The 20124-nt window shown below is 65.1% G+C and carries 20 protein-coding genes; 5 read left to right on the top strand and 15 right to left on the bottom strand.

The genetic code is table 11. The features are described 5' to 3' along the window. The first annotated feature begins 3 nt into the window (after window positions 1-3). Window positions 4-558: a L,D-transpeptidase family protein gene (locus PM2_RS01665; RefSeq protein ID WP_016713010.1), complete on the top strand. Its 555-nt coding sequence runs from the start codon at window positions 4-6 to the stop codon at window positions 556-558. A 30-nt stretch (window positions 559-588) separates the two neighbouring features. On the opposite strand, the gene PM2_RS01660 is transcribed toward PM2_RS01665, so the two are convergent. The 12 genes from PM2_RS01660 to PM2_RS01605 are packed head-to-tail and all read right to left on the bottom strand — an operon-like array spanning window position 589 to window position 11013. After that, window positions 589-1248 carry a general secretion pathway protein GspN gene (locus tag PM2_RS01660; protein WP_028698971.1) on the bottom strand — a complete coding sequence of 220 codons (660 nt, stop codon included), beginning with the start codon at window positions 1246-1248 and terminating at the stop codon, window positions 589-591. Continuing rightward, complete coding sequence (gene gspM, locus PM2_RS01655; RefSeq protein WP_016713012.1) at window positions 1245-1631, bottom strand: type II secretion system protein GspM; 387 nt, start codon at window positions 1629-1631, stop codon at window positions 1245-1247. The genes PM2_RS01660 and gspM overlap by 4 nt, the downstream gene beginning before the upstream one ends. After that, on the bottom strand, window positions 1628-2704 hold the full coding sequence (gene gspL, locus PM2_RS01650; protein ID WP_028698970.1) for a type II secretion system protein GspL: 1077 nt from the start codon (window positions 2702-2704) through the stop codon (window positions 1628-1630). The genes gspM and gspL overlap by 4 nt, the downstream gene beginning before the upstream one ends. Next, complete coding sequence (locus PM2_RS01645; RefSeq protein ID WP_016713014.1) at window positions 2701-3291, bottom strand: prepilin-type N-terminal cleavage/methylation domain-containing protein; 591 nt, start codon at window positions 3289-3291, stop codon at window positions 2701-2703. The genes gspL and PM2_RS01645 overlap by 4 nt, the downstream gene beginning before the upstream one ends. Further along, window positions 3288-3656 carry a type II secretion system protein GspI gene (locus tag PM2_RS01640; RefSeq protein WP_016713015.1) on the bottom strand — a complete coding sequence of 123 codons (369 nt, stop codon included), beginning with the start codon at window positions 3654-3656 and terminating at the stop codon, window positions 3288-3290. Before PM2_RS01640 ends, PM2_RS01645 begins: the two co-directional genes overlap by 4 nt. Then, a complete protein-coding gene (gspH, locus tag PM2_RS01635) occupies window positions 3653-4084 on the bottom strand; it encodes a type II secretion system minor pseudopilin GspH (protein WP_016713016.1) in 432 nt (143 codons plus the stop codon). Before gspH ends, PM2_RS01640 begins: the two co-directional genes overlap by 4 nt. Window positions 4085-4086: 2 nt before the next feature. Beyond that, window positions 4087-4521, bottom strand: coding sequence for a type II secretion system major pseudopilin GspG (gspG, locus tag PM2_RS01630; protein ID WP_016713017.1), 435 nt, complete (start codon window positions 4519-4521; stop codon window positions 4087-4089). A gap of 17 nt (window positions 4522-4538) precedes the next feature. Further along, window positions 4539-5741: a type II secretion system inner membrane protein GspF gene (gene gspF / locus PM2_RS01625; protein ID WP_028698969.1), complete on the bottom strand. Its 1203-nt coding sequence runs from the start codon at window positions 5739-5741 to the stop codon at window positions 4539-4541. Between the two features lie 3 nt (window positions 5742-5744). Continuing rightward, window positions 5745-7193 (bottom strand): GspE/PulE family protein, encoded by a 1449-nt coding sequence (locus PM2_RS01620; protein WP_016713019.1) that lies wholly within the window; start codon window positions 7191-7193, stop codon window positions 5745-5747. Then, on the bottom strand, window positions 7193-8947 hold the full coding sequence (gene gspD, locus PM2_RS01615; protein WP_174442267.1) for a type II secretion system secretin GspD: 1755 nt from the start codon (window positions 8945-8947) through the stop codon (window positions 7193-7195). Before gspD ends, PM2_RS01620 begins: the two co-directional genes overlap by 1 nt. A gap of 3 nt (window positions 8948-8950) precedes the next feature. Then, entirely contained in the window at window positions 8951-9376 is a 426-nt protein-coding gene (locus PM2_RS01610) for a pilus assembly protein PilZ (protein ID WP_016713021.1), read from the bottom strand. Further along, window positions 9373-11013, bottom strand: coding sequence for a bifunctional UDP-sugar hydrolase/5'-nucleotidase (locus tag PM2_RS01605; RefSeq protein ID WP_028698968.1), 1641 nt, complete (start codon window positions 11011-11013; stop codon window positions 9373-9375). The genes PM2_RS01610 and PM2_RS01605 overlap by 4 nt, the downstream gene beginning before the upstream one ends. Window positions 11014-11237: 224 nt before the next feature. On the opposite strand from PM2_RS01605, the gene PM2_RS01600 reads away from it, so the two are divergent. Further along, window positions 11238-13313 (top strand): PhoX family protein, encoded by a 2076-nt coding sequence (locus PM2_RS01600; RefSeq protein WP_016713023.1) that lies wholly within the window; start codon window positions 11238-11240, stop codon window positions 13311-13313. 66 nt (window positions 13314-13379) lie between these two features. Here PM2_RS01600 and gspK read toward each other — a convergent pair whose 3' ends face one another. After that, the gene (gene gspK / locus PM2_RS01595) at window positions 13380-14345 is read right to left on the bottom strand and encodes a type II secretion system minor pseudopilin GspK (RefSeq protein WP_016713024.1); all 966 of its coding nucleotides are present in this window, start codon (window positions 14343-14345) and stop codon (window positions 13380-13382) included. A 145-nt stretch (window positions 14346-14490) separates the two neighbouring features. On the opposite strand from gspK, the gene tatA reads away from it, so the two are divergent. From tatA to tatC, 3 genes are read left to right on the top strand one after another with little or no spacing between them, the layout of a single operon-like run. Beyond that, on the top strand, window positions 14491-14724 hold the full coding sequence (gene tatA, locus PM2_RS01590) for a twin-arginine translocase TatA/TatE family subunit (RefSeq protein WP_016713025.1): 234 nt from the start codon (window positions 14491-14493) through the stop codon (window positions 14722-14724). After that, the gene (tatB, locus tag PM2_RS01585) at window positions 14724-15014 is read left to right on the top strand and encodes a Sec-independent protein translocase protein TatB (protein ID WP_028698967.1); all 291 of its coding nucleotides are present in this window, start codon (window positions 14724-14726) and stop codon (window positions 15012-15014) included. The genes tatA and tatB overlap by 1 nt, the downstream gene beginning before the upstream one ends. Further along, a complete protein-coding gene (gene tatC, locus PM2_RS01580; protein WP_016713027.1) occupies window positions 15011-15772 on the top strand; it encodes a twin-arginine translocase subunit TatC in 762 nt (253 codons plus the stop codon). The genes tatB and tatC overlap by 4 nt, the downstream gene beginning before the upstream one ends. 41 nt (window positions 15773-15813) lie before the next feature. Here the strand turns inward: tatC and PM2_RS01575 are convergent, their stop codons facing one another. Next, window positions 15814-16125 (bottom strand): YqfO family protein, encoded by a 312-nt coding sequence (locus PM2_RS01575; protein WP_016713028.1) that lies wholly within the window; start codon window positions 16123-16125, stop codon window positions 15814-15816. Window positions 16126-16128: 3 nt separating this feature from the next. Continuing rightward, the gene (gene purL, locus PM2_RS01570; RefSeq protein ID WP_016713029.1) at window positions 16129-20028 is read right to left on the bottom strand and encodes a phosphoribosylformylglycinamidine synthase; all 3900 of its coding nucleotides are present in this window, start codon (window positions 20026-20028) and stop codon (window positions 16129-16131) included. Between the last annotated feature and the right edge of the window lie 96 nt (window positions 20029-20124).

Raw genomic sequence — 20124 nt, 5'->3', positions numbered from 1 at the left:
TACATGCGTTGGTTGCTTGCCCTTTTCTGCCTTTGCGTTACCTCGGTGTCCCAGGCGGCCTTCACCGAGACCATCATCCGCAAGCCCGTACCGGCAGCGCAAACGCCTTCGCCTTCGCAGCAGGCCATGCAACCGCTGATCGACAAGGTGCTGGTGATCAAGTCCGAGCGCCGCCTGCAGCTGATCAGCCGTGGCGAGCCGCTGAAAACCTACCGCATTTCCCTGGGCAAGCAGCCCAAGGGCGCCAAAGAGCGAGAAGGCGACAAAAAAACCCCCGAAGGCCTGTACTGGCTGGACTGGCGCAAGCAAAGCGACCGCTTCAACCTGGCCATGCACATCAATTACCCGAACGTCAGCGACGCCGCCCGTGCCACCCGCGAAGGGGTGAGTGCCGGCAGCATGATCATGATCCACGGCACGCCGATCAACGACGAATACCCGGAATGGTACTTCCATACCCTGGACTGGACCGATGGCTGCATTGCCATGCGTAACCGTGACATGCAGGAAGTGTGGGACCTGGTGCGGGATGGGACGTTGATCGAGATTCGGCCTTAGCCCTACAAGCAAGTACCCGCTTCGACAGGTTTACCAGCGCAAGTCGCGTTGACCTGCCAACGCCTGCGGCCCCAGCCACTGCGCCCCCCGCAACAAGGGCGTCAAAGCAGCCTCCGGTTGCAACTCGAATACCAGCTGCGCCCGACGACCTGGCAGGTCAGCATCCACGGCCAACTGATGCTGCCCCTGCTGCGCCAGTTTGCCACGCAGGCGCCAGCCACTGCGGCAGTCCATTTCCAGCCAGCCCTGCCCCAGGCCCAGCGACCAGGGTTCGCTCAGTGCCAGATCACTCACTGTTACGCGGCCTTCGCTGGTCAGGCACCGGCGCCCTACCCCGCTCAGCTGCACTGCGCCCTGCCACTGCCCGGCCAGGCGGTAATCAGCCGCCACCGTAGCCTGAGGCCCCATGGCCGCTGCTTCCAGCCGCCAACGCCAAGGCCAGCCTTCGGCACGCAGCTGCCAGGCTTGCCCTTGGAACCCCAGCTGCGCAGTGGCCTGCATGCGCCAAGGCGCCACCGACCAACGCAATGGCCCGACTGGCCCCAACTGTTGTGCGTGACCTTGCCACAGGCTGCCACGGGCATCCTGCATTGGCAGGCCGAGCCCGCGCGCCACCCAGCTAGCAGGTGGCTCCACCAGCAGTGTCACGGCGAACACGAGCAGCACCCACGCCGCAGCTTTACGGCTCATGGCTGCACCACCAGATCGAAGCGCAACACCTTGCCATCCTGCTCCAGCCCCCATTGCAGCGGCTGTACGCCTTCGGTGCGCAGGGCCTGCAACCAGTCTTGCAGCGCCCGCTCATCGGCCACCTGCCCGCGCAGGTGCCAGGTTTTGCCTTGTTCATCAACCTCGGCCAGCGCCACCCGCCGCGCCTTGGCCGACTGCTTCAAACGCTCCATGCTCAAGTCAGGGCCACCCTGCAAACTGGCGGCTTGTTCAGCCAACCCTTGCCACTGACTGAGTTCGCGCCATTGCGCCAAGCCACCGCGCAGGGCCAGGAAGGCCAGCAACACGGCAATCAACAACCAGGCGAACTTCAACCGATGACGTTGCATCCAGTCGCGGCTCATACGGCTGCTCCCAAGTCGAAGATCACTTCGCCACTCAGCACCTGCACGGCGGCGCCCGCTGCGCTGGCCATGTCTTGCCAAGGTGGCGCGGCCCCCTCGCCCGCCAACCGCACGCGCCAGCGCTGGCCATCGAAGCGCACGGCTTGCAGGCGCCAGCCGGGGTGATCCCGCAGCCACGCCTGCAACGTTGCCTGCAAGTCTTCGAGCTGGCGTGTGCGCACTTGCTGTTGCAACCCACTTTCACGCAGGCGTTTGAGGGCCTGAGCGGCATGCTGTGGGCTGGCCTGTTCGCCTGTCACGGCAATGACCTGGGCGCGCCAGAGTTGCGCCTGGCGCCATTGCTGGCTCAACCACAGGCTGCTCCATACAGCCGCCAGTACCAGGCAAGCAGCCAACAGCCGTTGCTGCGGACGCGAAACGGCAGGCAATGAAGGTGCCTTGCGGCCACGCTCGAACAAGCCAGGCAGCGAAGCGAGGGGCGCCAGCGCACTTGGCCAGTCGCCACTCAGTGGCACCTTTTGCAGGTGTGCCCAAGGTTGCTGCGGCATTTCTTCCAGTGCATCCGGCCACGCCAGCCAGTGTTCCTGTTCGTCTTCGCCCAACCCTTTGTACAAGGACATGCCGGGTGGGCGCTGCCAGTGCCAGGCAGTGCCTGCTTCTACCGCAGGTAGCAACTGCAGCTCTGCCCAGCAACGCTCCACTTGCAGGCCCCATGCGGCACACTGCCCACGCCAGCCCTCCAGTTTCTGGCGTGCCACAACCAGCAGACGAAGGTACCCGGGTTCTCGGGCCAGGCAGGCACAGGCCACTTCGTCCGGCGGTTGCAGCAAGCAGTCCTCAAGCAGCAACGACCACTCTTCACGCTTGAGCCCCGGTGGAGCCGGTACGCGGAAGCAGCTGCACGCCTCGGCAGGCAGAATCAGTGCAACCCGGGCTTGCAGGTTCGCCGGTGGCTCACCCTGCCCTTGGCGCTGCACGACGCCGCCGTCGATCAGTGCCCAGTGCCAGACAACGCCGGGGCGCAGCAACAACCACGGCTGAGCCGACGTTCGTCGCCGCCATTCAAATTTCATGAGCGCCCCCACGGGAGGGCGAAAGTGCAGACATAGGGTGCTCCATCACGCTGCAATTCCAGGCGCACACCACGGCCGGGATGCGCGGGCTGGTCAGAAGGCCAGGTCAGCCAGCGGCCGCCCTGGTAATAAAGGACATTCATCACGCTGACCCGGTCGAGGTGCTCGCGTTGTATCCAGCGCGGGGCAGCGGCCGCGTACAAGTCGGCCGAGCTTTCCAGCAGCAGGCGTTGATCGCGGGCCTCAAAGCGCAAGCGTTGGCGCTGCAGGCGCGAGCCGCCCTCGGCCTCTGGCAGGCCGGTGGCGGCGACCCATTGCAATTGGTGGCTTGCCGGTTGCCAGTCCAGCCAGCGGCTGGCCAAGGGCAGGCGCTGGTCATAGACCCGGCGCAGCACCGGGCTGTCGAAGCGACGCTCCAAGGCCAGGCAAAAGTCCAGCACCGAGGTTTGCTGGCTGGTGACCTGAAGGCGTTCGCGGACCTTGAGCCAGCCGTTGACCAAAGCGGCGAGCATGATGCCGAGCAAGGCTGTCAGGGCCAGGGCGACCATCAGCTCGATCAGGGTCAAGCCAGCCTGGCGGCGCTTCATGGGCGCTCCAGAAACACGGTGTACTGGCCCAGCGGCAGGCGCTGGTCACGGTCGGCGAACAGTTGCAGCTCGCCCCGGCGCAGGTCGCGCACGCCGGTGCGGCGCAGTTGCAATTGCCAATGGCACGGCTGGCCGCCCTGGCTCAGCTCGCCGTTAGCCTGATTGGCGGCAGGCCAGAACTGCTCGACAGCGAAGCGGGTTTGCAGCTCACGCGCGCACAGCAGGCCAAGGCGATGCTGCTGAAGGTTGTCCTGCACGGCCAGGCGCTGACGCAGGACCTGGCTGGTGATCACCGCCAGCACAGCAGCGATCGCCAAGGCTACGGTCACCTCCAGCAAGGTGAAGCCACGCTGACGTTGCTTCATGGCGCCACCTGCAAGCGACCATCGCGGCCCCAGGCCCATTGCTGGCTGCCATCGGCCCAGCGCCAGATCACGCTGCCTGGCTGTGCCCAGCCATGCGGCGTGAACACCAGGCGCGGCTGCGGGCTGGCGGGCCAGTCCGGGTGCAGGCCCTTGGGCCAGTCGCCCACCGCAACGGCTTCGACGACCCAGGCATTGCCCTCGCGCCGCACAAACTCCGGACGCGGGCCATTCCAGCGCAGCCCGCGCAGTTGCCCGGTATGTCGGGCCAACGCGGCCTGCGCTCGGGTTTCGGCCGCCAGGCGCTGCAACGCCTGGTCGACATTGGCTTGACCGCTGCCAAGCCCCGCCACCGCCAGGCCCGTCATCAGGCCGGCGATTGCCAGCACCACCAGCAATTCGATCAGGCTGAAGCCCCGCTGACGGCGCACCTTTACAGTTCCCAGTTACCCAGGTCGGCATCCTGGCCTTCCCCCCCGGGCAGGCCGTCCGCGCCCAGCGAGTAAACATCCACCCGACCATGTTCACCGGGCATGCGGTACTGGTACGGAGTGCCCCACGGGTCTTCCGGCAGGCGGCGCACATAACCGTCGCTGCGCCAGGCCCGTGGCAGTGGTTCCTGGCTCGGCTTTTTCACCAGAGCGGCCAGGCCCTGCTCGCTGCTGGGGAAACGCAGGTTATCCAACCGGTACATGTCCAGCGCCTGCTCCAGGGTGGCCAGGTCGGCCATCACTTTCTGTTTCATGGCCTTGTCCTGGTTGCCCAGCACACTGGGCGCGACCACAGCGATCAGCAGGCCGATGATGAAGATCACCACCATGATTTCCATGAGGGTGAAACCGCGCTGGCGGTTGCGTCGATGCAGCATGGCAAAACTCCTTGTCGTCACAGTTGCAGGCCCTGGTTGAGTTGCATGATCGGCAGCAGCACCGCCAGCACGATGAACAGCACCACGGCGCCCATCACCAGGATCATCAGGGGTTCGAACAGCGCCATGGCGGTATCCACCAGGCGGGCAAAGCCGCGCTCCTGGTCGTCGGCCACGCGTTCGAGCATGTCGGCCAGGGTGCCGCTGGCCTCGCCGCTGCCGACCATGTTCACCAGTAGCGGCGGGAATTGCTGGCTGGCATCCAGCGCTCGGTGCAGGCTGGTGCCGCCCTGCACTTGCTGGCGCACCTGCTCCATAGCCAGCCGGATGCGCCGGTTGCCGACGGTTTCGGTGGCTACTTGCAAGGCTTCGAGCAGGGCCACGCCACTGCCACTGAGAATCGCCAGGCTGCGCGCCAGGCGGGCGCTTTCCAGCACCTGCAGCAGGCTGCCGATGCGCGGCAGGCGCAGCAGCAACTGGTCGCGGCGCAGGCACCAATGCGGCTTGCGCAGCAACCAGCCGCCGAGCACGCCAAGCATCAACGCTACCCCCAACAACCACGGCCCGGCGTGTACCAGCCCCTGGCTCAGGCCGATCAGCAGCGAGGTGATCAGCGGCAGGCTTTGCCCCGCGTGGGCGAATTGTTCGGTGAGTTTGGGCACGACGAAGGTCATCAGGCCGACGACCACGGCAAGTGACACACCCATCAATACGGTGGGGTAGATCAGCGCAGTACGGGCTTTGTGCTGCTGGCGCTGTACCTGCTCCAGGTGGTCGGCCAAACGTGTAAGCACCTGTGCCAGGCGCCCGGAACGCTCGCCGGCCTCGACCAGTGCGCAATACAAACCCGTGAACGGCGCCCCCTGGCGCGCCAGGCTGCGGGCCAGGCCCAGGCCTTCGGCGAGCGATCCACGCAGGGCCACCAGCACACTGTGCAGGGCGGGCTGGCGCAGTTGGCGTTCAAGGGTACCCAGCGCATCGACCAAGGGGATGCCAGCCCCGATAAGGGTCGCCAGCTGGCGGGTCAGTTCACAGAGCTGGGCGCGGCTTAAACGCTGGCGCCTGGCTTGCCGGGCTCCGGCTTCCTGGCGCTGCAACTGTCGGGCGAACAGGCCCTGCTCGCGCAACAACTGGCGTGCATGGCGCTCGCTGTCGGCTTGCAGGCTGGCTTTGTGCGCTTTGCCGGCGAGGTCGACGGCCTGGTAGCGATACGTCGGCATGCCTTAACCCTGCACCACACGCAGCACTTCGGCCAGGCTGGTCTCGCCACGGGCCAGGCAATCACTGGCCATCGCCACCAGGCTCTGGCGACGCTCAGCCAGGTAATCCTGCATGGCCAGTTCACTGGCGCCGTCGTAGAGCAGACCAATCAACCCGGCATCCAGCTCGATGAATTCGTACAGGCCCAGGCGCCCGACATAACCGCTGCCCTGGCACTGTTCGCAGCCCACCGCGTGGTAGCTGCTGCCCAGTGCCGCCAGTTCTGGCCACAGCTCACGCTCGGCAGGTTGCAGCGGGTACGACACGGCGCAACGGCACAAGCGCCGTACCAGGCGCTGGGCCAGCACACCACGCAGGCACGAGGCGATCAGGAACGGCTCGATGCCCATGTCGCGCAGACGGGTTACCGCCCCCACGGCGCTGTTGGTGTGCAGGGTGGACAGCACCAGATGGCCGGTGAGGCTGGCCTGAACCGCGATCTGCGCGGTTTCCTGGTCGCGGATTTCACCGAGCATGATCACGTCCGGGTCCTGGCGCAGGATGGCGCGCAGGCCACTGGCAAACGTCAGCCCGGCACGCGGGTTGATGGCTGTCTGGCCAATGCCGGCAATGGCGTATTCGACGGGGTCCTCGACCGTGAGGATATTGCGGCTGCCATCGTTGAGGCTATTGAGGCTGGCGTACAGGGTGGTGGTCTTGCCCGAGCCGGTCGGGCCAGTGGACAGCACGATGCCGTTGGGACGCGCCAGGCAACTGCGCAGGCCCTGTAACACGGCGGGCGGCATGCCCAGGTTATCCAGCGCCAGCAGGCTGGCCTGCTTGTCGAGCACGCGCATGACCACCCGCTCGCCATGAATGCCGGGCAAGGTCGAAACCCGTACATCCACTTCACGGCCTGCTGCACGCAAGGTGATACGGCCGTCCTGGGGCTGGCGCTTTTCGGCGATGTCCAGGCGCGCCATGACCTTGATCCGCGACACCAGCATGGCCGACAGCGCTCGCGGTGGGCGCAACACTTCACGCAGGTGCCCATCGACCCGCAGGCGCACCACCAGGCTCTGCTCGAAGGTTTCGATATGGATGTCCGAGGCGCGCAGGCGCAGCGCCTGGCCAAACAGGCCATTGATAAGACGGATGACCGGGGCTTCGTCATCGCTTTCCAGCAGGTCTTCGATACGCGGCATCTCGCTCATCAGGCTGTCCAGGTCGACCTGGTCACCAATGCCTTCGATCAGCGCTTCAGTGGCGGCATCACCCACCTCATACAACTGGCCCAGGCGCTCGTCGAACACGGCCGGTTCCAGATATTCCAGCGCACTGGGCTGGCCATGTACACGCAGCAGCTCCTGCAACTGGGCGCTGTCGGCATCGCGCCGGAGCCACAGCTGCCAGCCCTCGGCCGCCGGGGCCATGGCCACCCCGCTTTGCCGTGCCTGGCGGTAAGGCAGCATCACCAGTCACCGCCTTCCAGGCGCGCGCGGCTGGCGGGGAATACCTGCAACAAAGGGGTGCCCTCGGCCAGGTCCGGCAGTTGCAGCGGCGTGGTCTGCTGCAAGGTGCGGTACTTGTCTTCGCTAAGCCCGGCCAGGCTTGGCCCGTCCCGCAAGATGCGCGGGCGGATGAACACCATCAGGTTCTGCTTGGTGTTCTTGGTGGCGTCGGAACGGAACAGCCGGCCCAGGTAAGGGATGTCACCGAGCAGCGGCACGCGCTGGTTGCTGGTGCTCAGTTCGTCGCTGATCAGGCCGCCGAGGATCACCAGGCCGTTGTCCTCGACCATGACCTTGGTCTTGATCTCGCGCTTGTTGGTGATCACATCGCTGGCCGCGCTGGACTCGGCGATCGATGACACCTCCTGGACAATGTCCAGGCGCACGCTATTGTCGACGTTGATCTGCGGCTTGATACGCAGCTTCACCCCGACCTCTTTACGTTCGATGGTCTGGTACGGATTGGCGTTGTTCTGTGTGACCGAACCGGTGACAAAGGGCACCTCCTGGCCGACCAGGATGGAGGCCTCGGCGTTGTCCAGGGTCAGCAAAGTAGGTGTGGACAGCAGGTTGAAACCACTCTTGCCCTTTAGCGCATTGACCAACATGGCGAAGTTGAACCCGCCGCCGAAATGGCCGATGCCCGCCGTGGCGCCGGTAGTGGCGGACAGCAGGTCGCCAAGCGCCTCGTTGTCGCCACTGGCAGCCGCCCCGGCGATGTTGGCGATGTTCACCCCGTTGCTGCCGAAGTTGACGATGCCGGCGCCGAACTTTTCGTCGGCAAACAGCCATTGCACGCCCAGCTCCTGGGCGCTGCTATCGGACACCTCGGCAATGATCGCTTCCACCACCACTTGGGCACGGCGAATGTCCAGCTGCTCGACGATGGCGCGGTAGGCGGCCAGCTCGCTGTCTGGGCCGACCATGACCACAGCGTTGGTGCCTTCTTCGTATTCAAGGCGAATGCCCGGGCCACCACTGGTAGCCACCGCGGGCCTGTCCTTACCCTCACCTTCACCCGCCTCTTCAGCCGGCACCACACCTTCCTGGCTGAGTCCGCGTAACACCTTGACCACTTCACCGGCATTGGCATGGCGCAGGTAGATCACCTGGGTGCTGCCATTGCCAGGCGCCTCTTGCGGGCGGTCGAGCTGGCGCAGCAGGCTGGCGATGCGGTCGAGGTTACTGCGCCAGTCGGTGACCACCAACTGGTGCGCTGCCGGGTACGGGGTGATCACCCCAACGCGCGGGTCGATCAGGGGTTTGAGGATACCCAGCACCTGTTCGTTGGCGGCGTTGCGCACATTGAATACACGGGTGGCCACGCTGTCGCTGCCTTCACCCTGCTGCCCGCCCGCCTCCACCGGCACCGGCTCCAGGCGCGCGGCCTGGTCGGGGACGATCTTCACGCTGCCGTTGGGCAGGTCGACAGTGGCATAGCCTTGGGCGCGCAACTGCGCGAGGAAGATGTCGTAGATGGCATCGGCGTCGTGCAGGTCGACGGTGCGCACAGTGACCTTACCCTTTACCCGGGGGTCGACGATGAACGTCGTGCCGGTGATACGCGACACGCTGTCGATGAACTCGCCCAGTTCGGTGTCGACGAAGTTCACCTCGTACATTGGCGTACCGTTGTCATCGAACACCGGCTCTTCGGCGCAGGCCAAGGACAGCACCAGGCTCAACGCAGCAGCCACGCAGTATCTAACAGGCATCGTTCATCCTTGCCGCTTGAAGCCGGTCACGGCGGGGCGTGGCGGCCAGGGCAGGCGTTCGCGCCGCCCCTGGTTGTTGAAAATCAGGCCATCACTGTCGATGTCCTGCAGCACGATCCCCGGCGCCAGGCGTTGGCCACGCGCCAGCGTGCGTACTTGCTCGCCGTAGCGCAGCACCACCACGCTGGAGGCCAATGGCTCAGCCTTCAGGCCCCCGAGGTATTGCAGTGGCAGGCGGGTAATGGCGATTGCACCGTCGTCGATGGGCGCCTGCCAGTGACCGACCATCAGCCCAGGCAACGGACCGACAGCCACCGCAGGTGCTGTCGCCGGTTGTGGCTGGCGGCTCAGTTGCAGCACGCACTGGGCGGCCAGCCAGCCTGCCAAGGTCAGGCCTGCGCCCGAGAGCAGGCGCGAAGCGAACGTCACGAAGCCAACTGCCGTGGGTGCCAGCCCGGGTGCCCCTGCACATAGCGCACGTCTGGCCATTGCAACGGCACTAGTTGCCAGCCGGGTGCCTGACGGGCGAGCCAGGCTTCAACCCGCTGCCACAGGGGCTCGCCCGCCTGGCTTTGAAACTGCAGGCCAAAAGTGCGGCACAGGCCCTGCACCGACTCCAGCCCGGTGATGCGCTTGCCTTGCGGGCTGTAGCTGACCCCCCAGGCCTGGCTCTGCCAGCGTGGCAGGTCTTGGCTGTTGTCCAGCAGTAGCGGGTCGCCGAACAGTTGCTCTGCGGCGTTCTCCAGTACTTGCTCCACCTGCCGGGCCGGCGCTTCGACCACCGGGGCCGGGTAGCCACCGGTCAGGCTGATCAGGTGTTCGCGGGTAATGGGGGCACCCGCGGGCAGCGGGTAGTCATAGCGCAGGCCCGGCAGCAGCACGGGCATGCTGCTGTCATCGGCCAACGCTTGATGCAGCAAGCGGTCCCAACTGCCGCCACGGGTGTCGCGGCGCCACAAAGCCTGTGGCGCACGGGCCAGCGGTTGGTCTAGCCAGGCCGCATGGCCGGCGCGTTGCTGGCGCAAGGTAGCCTGCAGCTGCCCCACCCGCAGTTGCGCGGCGGGTGACAGTTGCTGTTCGAACGCCGGGAAGAAACGCCCATCGAATTGCCATGCGCCAGCCATTCGCTGACAACGCAGGCGGAAGGCGCCGCTGCCCCGACAGCCGGCGAACAACACCGGCACGCGCCGGCCACTGGCCTGGGTGACCTCGACCGGCGCCGGCCACAGGTCCTGGCCACGGGCGCACAACAACACGTCGATTTGCGGCACCCGCTCGGCCAGCCACAAGCCAGGGCCTGTGCCGACGTCGGCCATGGCCACCACCAGGTCGGCTTCGCGCCGGGCTTGCTCGAACACGGGTTGTAATGATTGGTACCACAGTTTCAGGGAGGCTTTCTGGTCCTGGGCGTAAGGGTCGGTCACGCCGACCACGGCAATGCGAGCACCGCCGCGCTCGAAGACGTGCAAGGCCTCCAGCCCCAGTGCCTGACGTTGCGCGTCCGCCAGCCCGGCGCCCAAGGTAATGGCGCTAGCCTGGCGATACAGCCCATGGCTACGCTGCGGCCACAGCACGCGTTCATCGCTGCTGACACGCACCTCACTGCCCAGCAACTGGCTGCCTTGAACGCCGCTCTCGCCTTGAGTCAGGTAGGCCAGGCCACTGCCATTCCAGCCCTGGCCGTTTTCCAGGGTCAGGCTGTTACCTGCACCGGCCTCCCCCCGCAGCTGTTCCAGCAGCGCCGCCAGCACGGCAAAACCGCCCAGCTGGGCTGCACTCGCCTGGCTGGCATCGAGCAACGGCGCCAGTTGCGGGTAGGCCAGGCTGGCGCTGCTGCCGGTCATCCAAGGCGCGCGGCCCAGATGGCTGACCGGCCCCAGGCGAGTCGCCGGCACCACCGCCTGGCCGGGTTGGCGGGCATCGAGGGTATCGGCCACGTACAGCAGGTCGAGGTGGGCGTTACCGCCCTGTTGTGCCGGGAAAGCAGAACAGGCGCCGAGCAGCGGGGCCATGGCCCCGACACCCATCCAGCTGATCACTTCGCGCCTGTGCATGCTGCTTGCCATCGAACCCGCCATCCTTATCCATGTTCATTCAGGGCTCCGGATGTTGCGGCGTTGGCATTACAGTTTGATGGCAGAATTCCGACAGTCATTCCAAATTGATCTGTCAGCGAATGTTCTAAGAGCGGGCCGTTTTAAAACGCCGTTAACATTTCTGCCAATGAATCATCATATTTGCGCACTAAAGTCGCGGTTTCCTCTAACTCAGCCAACATAAGGACACCCTGATGAGTCGAGATACCGGCGACAACCTGGACCGGAACCAAAGCGGCAACCTGCCGATGGCCAACGTCATGGACGCCTACCTCAGCCGCCGCAGCGTGATGCGCGGCAGCCTGGGCGCCGCCATCGCCATGATCGCCGGTACCGGCCTGACAGGCTGTTTCGACGGTGGTGGTTCCGATCACGATGATCCGGTCACCGAGCCACCGGTGACCGAGCCGCCTGTTACCGAACCAGAGGTCCCGAAACTGGCGCTGGGCTTCCAGTCCATCCCGGGCTCGCGCACCGACGCCTGCGTGGTGGCCGCCGGCTACAGCGCCTATGTGCTGGCGCCTTGGGGTACGCCAATTAACAGCAATGGCAACCCGTGGAAGTCCGACGGCAGCAACACCTCGACCGATCAGGCCAATGCCATGGGCATGCACCATGACGGCATGCACTTCTTCCCCATCAACGGCAGCTCGGAAGACGGCTTGCTGGCGATCAACTTCGAATACATCGACACCGCCGCCCTGCACCCGGCCGGCCCCACCACCGACGTGAACGGCAAGCGCCCGGTCGAAGAAGTGCGCAAGGAAATCAACGCCCACGGGGCTGGCGTGGTGCGCCTGCAGAAAGTCAGCGGACGCTGGCAGGTGGTCGACAACGACCCGCTGAACCGCCGCTTCACCACCGCCTCGCGCATGGAAATCACCGGCCCGCTGCGTGGCACCGACCACGTCAAGACCAAGTACTCCACCGCCGGCACCCATTGCCGTGGCACCAACAACAACTGCGGCAACGGCTACACCCCGTGGGGCACCTACCTGACCTGTGAAGAGAACTGGCCAGGTATCTTCGTCAACAAGGGTACCCGCCCCGAAGACCAGCGCCGCATTGGCGTGGGCACCTCCAGCGGCCAGTACAAGTGGGAAACCGCTGCCGGTGACAGCACCGAGGTGGCCGACGAGTTCGCCCGTTTCGACGTCACCGTCAAAGGCGCCAGCGCCACCGACGACTACCGCAACGAAGCCAGCACCTACGGCTACATCGTCGAAATCGACCCGTACAACAGCAGCACCCTGGCCACCAAGCGCACCGCACTGGGCCGCTTCCGCCACGAGGGCTGCGCCCCAGGCCTGCCGGTCGCCGGCAAGCCGCTGGTGTGGTACATGGGTGACGACTCGAACAACGAGTACCTGTACAAGTGGGTGTCCACCGCCGTGTGGGACGCCGCCGACGCCAACCCGGCCGACCGTCTGGCCACCGGTGCCAAGTACCTTGACCAGGGCAAGCTCTACGTGGCCCGCTTCAATGCCGACGGCACCGGCGTATGGCTGCTGCTGGATGTGAACACCGCTACCACTAACGGCAGCACCCTGGGTGCGCTGTATGGTGACTTGCCAGGCATCATCCTCAACACCCGTGGCGCCGGCGATGCCGTGGGCGCAACGCCGATGGACCGCCCGGAATGGACCACGGTCAACCCGCTGAACGGCGATGTTTACCTGACCCTGACCAACAACAGCGCGCGCACCCCGGAAAAGGTCGATGCAGCCAACCCGCGCGGCCCGAACCGCCATGGCCACATCATTCGCTGGCACGACAGCGACGACCAGCTGAGCTTCACCTGGGACATCTTCGTGTTCGGCGCCAACGCGGCCGGTACTGCCGATATCAACCGTTCCGGCCTGACCGAACTGAACCAGTTCGCCAGCCCCGACGGCATGAGCTTCGATAGCCGTGGCGTGCTGTGGTTCGAGACTGACAACGGTGAAAGCACCCTCACTGATTACACCAACGACCAGCTGCTGGCAGTGATCCCCACCGACCTGGTAGACGCCAGCGGCAAGCAGGTGCCGGTGAACGCGCAGAACCAGGTGGACCTGCGCCGCTTCTTCGTTGGGCCGAATGAATGTGAGGTGACCGGGATTACCTTTACGCCGGACAACAAGACGCTGTTCGTGAACATTCAGCACCCGGGGAACTGGCCATATACCGACAAGGCGACCGACGCTACGCCGGCTGGGACTACGGTACGGCCGCGGGCTTCGACGGTGGTGATTCAGCGTATTGATGGCGGGGAGATCGGGACTGCCTGATCGACCTGTGCACGGGGGCCGCTTTGCGGCCCTTTCGCGGCACAGCAGCCCCGGCAATCTCAAGCACTACCAAGCCATCGGCTCGCGGCTGCGCACCCGCACCTGCTGCGCCGGCACCCGGGCATGCCATTGCACCACCCCCAACGCCTCCACCTGGAATTCGCTGCGTATCGCCCGCCCCTCTTCCTCGAACGACAACTGCAACAGGAAATACCCGCTGTTGAGCAGCAACCCTTCGCTCAGCCGTTCGAACGTTTCGTCATCCACCGCCCCCAACGCCTGACGCAAGGCACCTGCATCCACATACCCCGACGCCGGCCGCCCGCTGATGATGCGGCTGAGCAACGAGCGCGAATAGCGCCCTTCGTACAACGCCTCCAGCAGCGGCAAATGCTCCAGCCCAAGCGCATTGGCGTTCAGGCGCCAACCGGTAACCTGCGGCAAGGCACACAACATCGGATAGCGGCCCTGCCGACTGGCGTCCGGCTCCAGCAGCAGGTTCAGCTCGCTGGTGTCGAGCATCGGCTGGTTGGCCGCCAGGCGTGGTGGCTGCTGACGCAGGTACTGGGCGCTTTCGGCGCCTTGCAGGCGGGTATCGCTATCGGCGTCGAGCCAGTCGGCCAGCGCATCGACCAGCCGCTCAGCCGCCATGTCGTCGCCTAGCAAATAGCGCAACTGACGCTCGGCTCGCTCGCCATCAGCACCTAGCAGCGCATTGACGTTGAAGCAGGTGTGCTGGTCGCGCACCCGCAACTGCGCCTGGCCAGCGCCAAAGTCATAGTTCAACGGCTGCCCACGCAGGGCCTGCCAGAACAATGGGCTAAGCCGCCAGGCGGGGTCGCGCAGGGCTTGCTCGGCGTACGCCAGGCCGGCCTGCTCCATGGCCCGCGCTTGCACCCGCTGGTGCAACAGGCGCACTTCATCCACCTGACGCCGGCCGTCTTCCACCAGCCAGGCCATACCCGCCGCCAACATTGCCAGCACCACCATCACCATCAACAGGGCCGCCCCCCGCTGTTGCCTGCCACCCATCCGTGCGTGCCTCGCTCGCAGAATAAAGACGCCAGTCAACACGCGGTGTGTTGCAGGTAGATGGCAATGCCCGTCCGTCATGTGTACGTCATCTACACGAGGCAGGATTAGCCTTCCTTTTCATGACCTTACAGGAGTGGTCGCAATGGGTGGCATTGGAATCTGGCAACTGGTGATCGTACTGCTGATCGTATTCCTGCTGTTTGGCACCAAGCGCCTCAAGGGCCTGGGCAGCGATGTGGGTGAGGCGATCCAGGGTTTTCGCAAGTCCATGGGCGGTGACAACGATGTCAATGCCACTGGCCAGGCTCAGGTACAGCAGCAGGCGCCGCTGAACGGCCAGGCCACACAGCAGCCTCAAGCGGATCGTCAGGCCTGATGTTCGAGGTAGGCTTCAGCGAGTTGCTGTTGGTCGGCATCGTCGCGTTGCTGGTGCTGGGCCCGGAACGCCTGCCGGTGGCGGCGCGTACCCTGGGGCGCGGACTGGGTCAGGCGCGCCGAGCCATGCACGCCTTGCGCACGCAGGTAGAACGCGAAATCGACATGCCGAACCTCGACAGCGCCCCATTACAGCGCCTGGAGCAGGAAATCCGCCAAGGCATAAGCCTGAACGCGGAGCCGGCCAATGATGCAGCCACGGTCGCCCTGCCCAAGGAAAACGCCTCATGAGTATTGCCATGGACCCGGCGGCCAGCATGCCGTTGACCGAACACCTGCGCGACCTGCGCAAACGCCTGGTGCGTTGCCTTGCGTTGGTGGCGCTGGTGTTCGCCGGCCTGTTCCCCTTTGCGCAAACGCTGTACACGCTCATTTCCGAACCACTGCGGCGCTTTTTGCCAGAAGGCGCGAGCATGATCGCTACCAGCGTCACCTCGCCGTTTCTGACACCGTTCAAACTGACCGCGATGTGTGCGCTGTTCGTGGCCATGCCGCTGCTGCTGCACCAGGCTTGGGGCTTTCTGGCGCCGGGGCTGTACCGCCGTGAACGGCGCATTGCCCTGCCGTTGCTGGTGTCGAGCATCCTGCTGTTCTATGCCGGCATGGCCTTCGCGTTCTTCCTGGTGTTCCCGATGATGTTCGGCTTTTTTGCCAGCGTGACGCCGGACGGCGTGGCGATGATGACCGACATCAGCCAGTACCTGGACTTTATCCTGGCGCTGTTCCTGGCGTTCGGGCTGGCGTTCGAGATCCCGGTGGCGACGTTCATCGTGGTCTGGGTGGGGTTGGCCGATGTGGCCACGTTGCGGCGCAGCAGGCCCTACGTGATTGTCGGGTGCTTTGTGGTGGGGATGATATTGACGCCGCCGGATGTATTTTCGCAGACGATGCTGGCGGTGCCGATGTGGGTATTGTTCGAGGTGGGGTTGCTGGCTTGTGGCTGGTTGAAGCGGCCGGTGCCTGGCAAGGACATTGTGGCTGGCGTGTAGGGCCTATTCGCGGGCGTGCCCGCGAATGGCCTTGATGCGGTCTAGAACTCGGCGAGCCGCCAAGCTTCATAGGCTGGCGTCTCGTACGGGTGGCTCTGCTTGAGCGCAGCGACGACCTGAGATATCAGGTCGTCAGCCACCACCAGCTCCACCTTCCACTCTTCCACCACCTCGACCTGGCCGGCTTGCCCGAGGAACGGCTGGCTGCCGTCCAGCGGGCGAAACTGGCCCTGGCCCAGGGTTTGCCAGGCGCAGTGGTCATAGTCACCGATGCGCCCGCCACCGGCGGCGAACACGGCGGCCTTGACCACTTCGACATGGCTGTCGGGGACGAAGAAGGCGAGCTTGTACACGCCTTAGTTCACCCACACCCGTGCGTTGCGGAACATACGCATCAGCGCGGCATCTTCCTGCCACTCGTCCGGGCGCCACGAGTTCTGCACGGCGCGGAACATACGCTCCGGGTGCGGCATCATGATGGTCACGCGGCCGTCGCGGCTGGTGAGGCCGGTGATACCACGCGGCGAGCCGTTCGGGTTGGCTGGATAGGCTTCGGTGACCTTGCCGTGGTTGTCGACGTAGCGCAGGGCCACGCAACCGGAAACGTCCGCTTCCAGCAGTGCCGCTTCGTTGGCGAACTCGGCGTGGCCTTCGCCGTGGGCGATGGCGATCGGCATGCGCGAACCGGCCATGCCCTGCAGGAAGATCGAGTTGGACTTCTGCACTTCGACCATGGCCACACGCGCTTCGAACTGCTCCGAGCGGTTACGCACGAAGTGCGGCCAGTACTCGGTGCCCGGGATCAGCTCGTGCAGGTTGGACATCATCTGGCAACCGTTGCACACGCCCAGGGCGAAGCTGTCGGTACGCTCGAAGAAGGCCTGGAAGGCGTCACGGGCACGGGCGTTGAACAGCGCCGACTTGGCCCAGCCTTCGCCGGCACCCAGTACGTCACCGTACGAGAAGCCACCGCAGGCGACCAGGCCCTTGAAGGCTTCGAAGTCGACACGGCCAGCGAGGATGTCGCTCATGTGCACGTCGATGGCGGCAAAACCGGCGCGGTCGAAGGCAGCAGCCATTTCGACCTGACCGTTGACACCCTGCTCGCGCAGGATGGCCACTTGCGGGCGCACGCCCTTCTTGATGTACGGTGCGGCGATGTCGTCGTTGACGTCGAAGCCCAGCTTCACCGACAGGCCCGGGTTATCTTCCTCGAGCAACAGGTCGAATTCCTGGTCCGCGCAGTCGGCGTTGTCGCGCAGGCGCTGGATCTGGTAGCTGGTTTCGGCCCACTGGCGCTGCAGCATGCGGCGGTCATCGTCGAACAGCACTTCGCCGTTCAGGCTGATGGACACTTCACCGTTGTTGACCGGCTTGCCGATCACCGCGACGCAACCTTCGCCCAGGCCAGCAGCGCTGAACTGTGCGAGTACGTCCGGGGTGGCATCCTGGCGAACCTGGATGACTGCGCCCAGCTCTTCGTTGAAGAGGATGGCTGGCACGTCGCCCTTGCTGTCGGTCAGCGGGTCGAGGTGCAGGTCGAGGCCGCAGTGGCCGGCGAAGGCCATTTCCAGCACGGTGGTGACAAGGCCGCCGTCGGAACGGTCGTGGTAGGCCAGCAGGTGGCCGTCGGCGTTCAGGCCCTGGATCACGGCGAAGAAGGCCTTGAGGTCTTCAGCATCGTCGACGTCCGGTGCCTGGGCAGCGATCTTGCCGTAGGTCTGGGCCAGGATCGAGGCGCCCATGCGGTTCTTACCACGGCCCAGGTCGATCAGGATCAGGTCGGTCTCGCCCTTGTCCATGCGCAGTTGCGGGGTCAGGGTTTTACGGATGTCGGTGACCGGGGCGAAGCCGGTGATGATCAGCGACATTGGCGAGGTAACGCTCTTCTCGCCGCCCTCATCGCTCCATTTGGTCTTCATCGACATCGAGTCTTTGCCGACCGGAATGGTGATACCCAGCTCCGGGCACAGCTCCATGCCGACAGCCTTGACGGTGTCGTACAGGCGGGCGTCTTCACCCGGGTGGCCGGCGGCGGACATCCAGTTGGCCGACAGTTTGATGTCGGACAGCTTCTCGATGCGCGAAGCGGCCAGGTTGGTCAGGGTTTCGCCGATGGCCATGCGGCCGGACGCCGGGGCATCCAGCAGCGCCAGCGGAGTACGCTCGCCCATGGCCATGGCTTCACCGGTGTAGACGTCGAAGCTGGTGGCGGTAACGGCGCAGTCGGCCACCGGTACCTGCCACGGGCCGACCATCTGGTCGCGGGCAACCAGGCCGGTGATGGTGCGGTCGCCGATGGTGATCAGGAAGCTCTTGCTGGCCACGGCCGGGTGGCTAAGAACACGCTGGACGGCGTTGTCGAGGTCCAGCTTGCTCGGGTCGAAGTCATCGCCCAGCTCGGCTTCACGGGTAACCGAACGGTGCATGCGTGGGGGCTTGCCCAGCAGCACGTCCAGCGGCATGTCCACCGGGGTGTTGCCGAAGTGGCTGTCGCTGACGGTCAGGTGTTGCTCTTCAGTCGCTTCACCCACTACGGCGAACGGGCAGCGCTCGCGCTCGCAGATGGCCTTGAAGCGCTCGAAATCGACGGCGCTGACGGCCAGCACGTAACGCTCTTGCGATTCGTTGCTCCAGATTTCGTGCGGGGCCATGCCCGGCTCGTCGTTGGGCACGTTACGCAGTTCGAAGCGGCCACCACGGCCACCGTCGTTGACCAGCTCAGGGAAGGCGTTGGAGATACCGCCGGCGCCAACGTCGTGGATGAAGGCGATCGGGTTGGCGTCGCCCAGCTGCCAGCAGCGGTCGATGACTTCCTGGCAACGGCGCTCCATTTCAGGGTTTTCGCGCTGTACCGAGGCGAAGTCCAGGTCTGCCGAGCTGGCACCGGTCGCCACCGACGAAGCGGCGCCGCCGCCCAGGCCGATCAGCATGGCCGGGCCGCCGAGCACGATCAGCTTGGCGCCGACGGTGATCTCACCCTTCTGCACGTGGTCTTCACGGATGTTGCCCATACCACCGGCGAGCATGATCGGCTTGTGGTAACCGCGCACTTCTTCGCCGTGCGGGGTGTTGATGGCCTGCTCGAAGGTACGGAAGTAACCGGTCAGGGCCGGGCGACCGAATTCGTTGTTGAACGCCGCGCCACCCAGAGGGCCTTCGATCATGATGTCGAGGGCGTCGACGATGCGCTCAGGCTTACCGTAAGGCTGCTCCCATGGCTGCTCGAAGCCCGGGATGCGCAGGTTGGACACGGTGAAGCCGGTGAGGCCAGCCTTGGGCTTGGCGCCACGGCCGGTAGCACCTTCGTCGCGGATTTCACCACCGGAGCCGGTGGAGGCACCAGAGAACGGGGCGATGGCGGTCGGGTGGTTGTGGGTTTCCACCTTCATCAGGATGTGCACCGGCTCCTGCACCGCACCGTACTGGCGGGTTTCAGGGTTCGGGAAGAAGCGGCCGGCCACGTTACCGACGATGACCGAAGCGTTGTCCTTGTAGGCGGACAGCACGCCTTCGTTGTGCATCTGGTAGGTGTTCTTGATCATGCCGAACAGGCTTTTTTCCTGAGCCTGGCCGTCGATGTCCCAACTGGCGTTGAAGATCTTGTGACGGCAGTGCTCGGAGTTGGCCTGGGCGAACATCATCAGTTCGATGTCGTTCGGGTTGCGCTTCAGGCCCTGGAAAGCGTTGACCAGGTAGTCGATCTCGTCTTCGGCCAGGGCCAGGCCCAGGTCGATGTTGGCCTTGGCCAGGGCGTCGCGGCCACCGGCCAGGATGTCGACCGAGGTCATCGGCTTGGGCTGGGCGTGGCTGAACATGTCGGCCGCCTGCTCAAGCTGGCCCAGCACGCGCTGGGTCATGCGGTCGTGCAGCTCGGCGGCGATCAATGCAGCGTCAGCATCGCTCAGGGTGCCGGCCACGTAGTAAGCGATGCCGCGCTCAAGGCGCTGGATCGACTGCAGGCCGCAGTTGTGGGCGATGTCGCTGGCCTTGCTGGCCCACGGCGAAATGGTGCCCAGGCGCGGCACGACCAGGAACAGGCGACCGGTCGGCTCCTGTACCGGCACACTCGGGCCGTACTTGAGCAGACGGCCCAGCACCTGCTGCTGGTCGGCGGTCAGTTCGCCATCAACATCGGCGAAGTGGGCAAATTCGGCATACAAACCAGTAACAGCGGGGACTTTCTGGCTCAGTTGCTCGAGTAATTTACCGTGGCGAAAGGCAGAAAGGGCAGGAGCGCCGCGCAGGATCAACATCGTCGGGACAGCCTCAGGAAGGGGTGTGCTTAGAGGCCGTGCATTCTAGCCTAATTCGATGGCTTTCGGCACCCGCTCTACGCCACGGCTGCCGGG

It is taken from the genome of Pseudomonas monteilii NBRC 103158 = DSM 14164, from assembly GCF_000730605.1.
Classification (GTDB): Bacteria; Pseudomonadota; Gammaproteobacteria; order Pseudomonadales; family Pseudomonadaceae; genus Aquipseudomonas; species Aquipseudomonas monteilii.
The sequence above is the reverse complement of the archived record's forward strand: the minus strand, read 5'-3'. Positions and strand labels throughout refer to the sequence as shown.